The sequence below is a fragment of the Acinetobacter genomosp. 15BJ genome, assembly GCF_000400715.1.
Lineage (GTDB): Bacteria > Pseudomonadota > Gammaproteobacteria > Pseudomonadales > Moraxellaceae > Acinetobacter.
Window position 1 is genome coordinate 485,884 of sequence record NZ_KE007347.1, and the last position, 509, is coordinate 486,392.

The 509-nt window shown below is 54.4% G+C and carries 1 pseudogene; it reads left to right on the forward strand.

From position 1 onward, the window contains the following. Positions 1-509 (forward strand): annotated as a pseudogene (locus F896_RS21140) (hypothetical protein); the annotation flags it as partial.

Genomic DNA, 509 nt, shown 5'->3' on the forward strand with positions numbered 1-509 from the left:
GCGACTGGTGCTCAGGGTGTGAAAGGTGATACTGGTGCAACAGGTGCTCAAGGAACTCAAGGTGTCCAAGGCGATAAGGGTGACAAAGGCGATGTCGGTGCGACAGGTGCTCAAGGCGTGAAAGGTGATACTGGTGCTGCAGGAGCGCAAGGTGCTCAAGGAACCCAAGGTGTCCAAGGCGATAAGGGTGACAAAGGCGATGTTGGTGCGACTGGTGCTCAGGGTGTGAAAGGTGATGTCGGTGCAACAGGTGCTCAGGGCGTGAAAGGTGATACTGGTGCTACAGGAACCCAAGGTGTCCAAGGAGATAAGGGTGACAAAGGCGATGTTGGTGCAACTGGCGCACAAGGTGTGAAAGGTGATACTGGCGCTACAGGAACCCAAGGTGTCCAAGGAGATAAGGGTGACAAAGGTGATAAGGGTGACAAAGGCGATGTTGGTGCGACTGGTGCTCAGGGTGTGAAAGGTGATACTGGTGCAACAGGTGCTCAAGGAACTCAAGGTGTCCA